The organism is Streptomyces sp. AcH 505, from assembly GCF_000818175.1.
Taxonomy (GTDB): Bacteria; Actinomycetota; Actinomycetes; order Streptomycetales; family Streptomycetaceae; genus Streptomyces.
In genome coordinates this window covers 5,004,526-5,007,876 of the sequence record NZ_JTIY01000001.1, presented here as the reverse complement: position 1 = coordinate 5,007,876, position 3,351 = coordinate 5,004,526, and the positions used below count along the sequence as shown (strand labels likewise).

3 protein-coding genes are annotated in these 3,351 nt (G+C 70.3%); 1 reads left to right on the top strand and 2 read right to left on the bottom strand.

Annotation, left to right across the window (positions count from 1 at the left end; translation table 11 throughout):
* Window positions 1–1,124: glycoside hydrolase family 18 protein (locus tag HY68_RS22900; protein WP_041991739.1), on the top strand; the 1,124-nt coding region annotated here is incomplete at its 5' end.
* A gap of 53 nt (window positions 1,125–1,177) precedes the next feature.
* Here the strand turns inward: HY68_RS22900 and HY68_RS22895 are convergent.
* Together HY68_RS22895 and HY68_RS22890 are read right to left on the bottom strand one after the other, a co-directional pair.
* Window positions 1,178–1,885, bottom strand: coding sequence for a TetR/AcrR family transcriptional regulator (locus tag HY68_RS22895; protein WP_078863727.1), 708 nt, complete (start codon window positions 1,883–1,885; stop codon window positions 1,178–1,180).
* 157 nt (window positions 1,886–2,042) lie between these two features.
* Window positions 2,043–3,351: peptidase C39 family protein (locus HY68_RS22890; RefSeq protein WP_041991737.1), on the bottom strand; the 1,309-nt coding region annotated here is incomplete at its 5' end.

Genomic DNA, 3,351 nt, shown 5'->3' with positions numbered 1-3,351 from the left:
CTGCTGCGGCCGCGCCCGCAGCCGCCGGCAACAAGGTGGTCGGTTACTTCACCGACTGGGGCGTGTACGAGCGGAATTACCACGTCAAGAACATCGAGACGTCGGGCTCCGCCGACAAGCTCACCCACATCAACTACGCGTTCGGCAACGTGACCGGCGGCAAGTGCGCCATCGGTGACGCCTACGCCGACTACCAGAAGACGTACACCGCCGACCAGAGCGTGGACGGCACGGCCGACACCTGGGACCAGCCGGTGGCCGGCAGCTTCAACCAGCTGCGCGAGCTGAAGAAGCTGCACCCCGGGCTCAAGGTCCTCTGGTCCTTCGGCGGCTGGTCCTGGTCCGGCGGCTTCGGTGAGGCAGCCAAGAACCCGGCCGCCTTCGCCCAGTCCTGCCACGACCTGGTCGAGGACCCGCGCTGGGCCGATGTCTTCGACGGCATCGACATCGACTGGGAGTACCCCAACGCCTGCGGGCTGAGCTGCGACACCAGCGGTCCCGACGCGTTCAAGAACGTCGCGTCGGCGCTGCGCGGCGCCTTCGGCTCCGACCTCGTGACGGCCGCCATCACCGCCGACGGTTCGGACGGCGGCAAGATCGACGCCACCGACTACGCGGGCGCGGCCCAGTACCTCGACTGGTACAACCCGATGACGTACGACTTCTTCGGCGCCTTCAGCGCGCAGGGCCCGACCGCCCCGCATTCGCCGCTCACGTCGTACGAGGGCATCCCGACCGAGGGCTTCAACTCGGACGCCGCCATCACGAAGCTCAAGGGCCTCGGCATCCCGTCGGAGAAGCTGCTGCTCGGCATCGGTTTCTACGGCCGCGGCTGGACCGGGGTCACCCAGAAGGAGCCGGGCGGCACGGCGACGGGCGCGGCGCCCGGCACGTACGAGCCCGGTATCGAGGACTACAAGGTCCTCAAGGACAGGTGCCCGGCCAACGGCACGGTCGCCGGTACCGCTTACGCCTTCTGCGGCAACGAGTGGTGGAGCTACGACACGCCCGAGACCATCGCGGGCAAGCTGCAGTACGAGAGCCAGCAGGGCCTGGGGGGCACGTTCCTCTGGGAGCTCAGCGGGGACACCGCCAACGGCGAGCTGATCAACGCCATCGGCTGACCCGCGCACAGCCGACCCGGGCGGGGAGCCGTGAGGCGGCTTCCCGCCCGGTGTCATGCACCGGGCGGATCGGCCTCCGCAGCCCCTGCGGCCTCCGCGGGCACCTGGTCACGGCCGGTGTACGGCCGCCAGGCGAGGTCCGGCGGGGGTGCGGGGCACTCCGGCGCGAACTCCTCGATGGTGTTGAGCGTATGACGCAGCATCCGCACCAGCAGATCACGCGGGACGGCCAGTTCGATCTCCTGGTGGCCCAGCCATTCCAGCGTGAGCCACTCGACACTGCTGAGCCAGCCGAGCAGCGCGAGCCGGGCGATGGGCGGGATGTCACGGTGCCCGTAGGCGCCCTCGGCGAGGGTCGAGACCAGTTCCGTCCGCACGGCGTCGCGGATGGCCTGGACCTGGGTGTCGAAGCCGACACCGCCGTTGATGATGGTGCGGTACGCGGCGCCGTTCTCCTGCGCGAAGCGGAGGTAGGCCTCGACGGTGCGCTGGATCCGCTCGGTGCGCGGCAGTCCCGGCTCGCTCGCCGCCAGCATCACGAGTTCGCCGACGGAGTGCTCGACGATGGCCAGGTAATAGCCGCGCTTGTTCTTGAAGTAGTAGTAGATCAGCCCCTTGGCCACCCCGGCGTGCTGGGCGATGTCATCCATCGACAGCGCGTCGTACGACGTGTCGGCGAACAACTTCCGCCCCGTCGCGATCAGTTCGGAGCGCCGCAGTTGCGATCGTGCGGATTCGCCACGCTGTTGAGAACGACTCAAATTCGCATCCTGGTCTCCGGCTGCCACAGAATCAACGCAGTATGGCAGAGAGGCCGGGCACGGCTCACAAGGGGTTACCCGCGGACACCCGCCGGTGGCCGACGCGCCTGAGCACGCCGGCCACCGGCCTACGGGGTCGGAAGTCGGCCGGTCCCCGTCAGAGCAGACCGACCTTGCGCAGCGCGCGGCGCTGCGCGGCCGTCGGGTTCGTCGGCCAGTACACGTAACAGACACCGCCGGTGCCGGAGACGACGTCTCCCGCCGCGTTGTACCGCTTGGTCCTGAGCCAGATCGTCTCCCACTCATGGCGGCGGTAGACCCTGCGCACCGCGTCGTCGTCCGGCGACGCCGGGTCGTTCGCGATCACGTCGCCGTCCGCCGTGAAGCCGATGACGGTCATCAGATGGCCGGACGTGCCGTAGCCCGACCCGGTCAGCTCCTTCTCCAGGAACGACTGTGACGTTATGACCGGGATACCGGCGCCGACCAGCGTCTCGACGTCGCCGAGCGAGCCGAGCCGGGTGACGGCCGAGCTCATGTCCTTGTACGTGGCGGCGTAGGCGGCGTTGAAGGGCCAGTTGCCACAGCCGTCGTACTGGTAGTCGAACGTGTAGCGCGCCGAGTGGCAGACCTGGGGGTCCGCGTACTCCGGATTGACCCAGGCGAGGTCCTTGGCGGACGGGCCGCGGCCCCAGTACTGGATGATCATCGCCGAGCTGGTGGGGCTGCACCACGCCTCACCGCCGCCGTCGTACTCCGGATACTGCCCCGCGTGGATGTCCTGCGAGAGGCGCGGCACGGGCAGCTCGCGGACGAGCCCGGGGGTGGAGGCGGGGACCGTGAACCGGTCGGGGATGTCCGAGGCCATCGCGCCGAGGCGGTGGACCGTGGGGGTGAGCCCGCTGCCGGGCTTGCGGTAGAGGGTGAGCCGCAGCTGGTACGAGACGACGCGCAGCCCCGTCGTCGCGTCGTCCACGGCGAAGGTGTCGGTCCAGATGCTGCTGCGGCCGTCGCTCTGGCCGTCGACCGAGGTGCGCCGGATGTCGGCGTCGGTGTCGCCGGACGTCCAGCGCCCCAGCACGTACCACGGGGTCTTGGTCCGGTCGGAGTAGCTGCCCTGGAACTCCACCTGGAGCCAGGTGCCGGCCGGTGTCTCGGCGTTCCAGGAGGCGATCACCTCCGTGGCGGGCACGGCCGAGCGGTGCACCGGCGAGGTCCAGGTGCCGTACTCCCAGCTGGCCGTCTTGCCGGTGTGCGGGTCCGCGTAGTCGCTGCGGCCCGCCGGGGTGGAGAGCACGAGACCCGGCCGGGCGGCGGCCACCACGCGGGTGCCGTCGGCGGCGCCGGCGTGCCAGTCGGCGTACGAGGTCCAGAATCCGTTGTCCACGAGAGCCTTGGCGCGCGGGCGGGGGCCGGGGCCGCCGCCGGCGCTGTGCGAGGGGGCGGCGGAGGCCGCGGGGACGGAG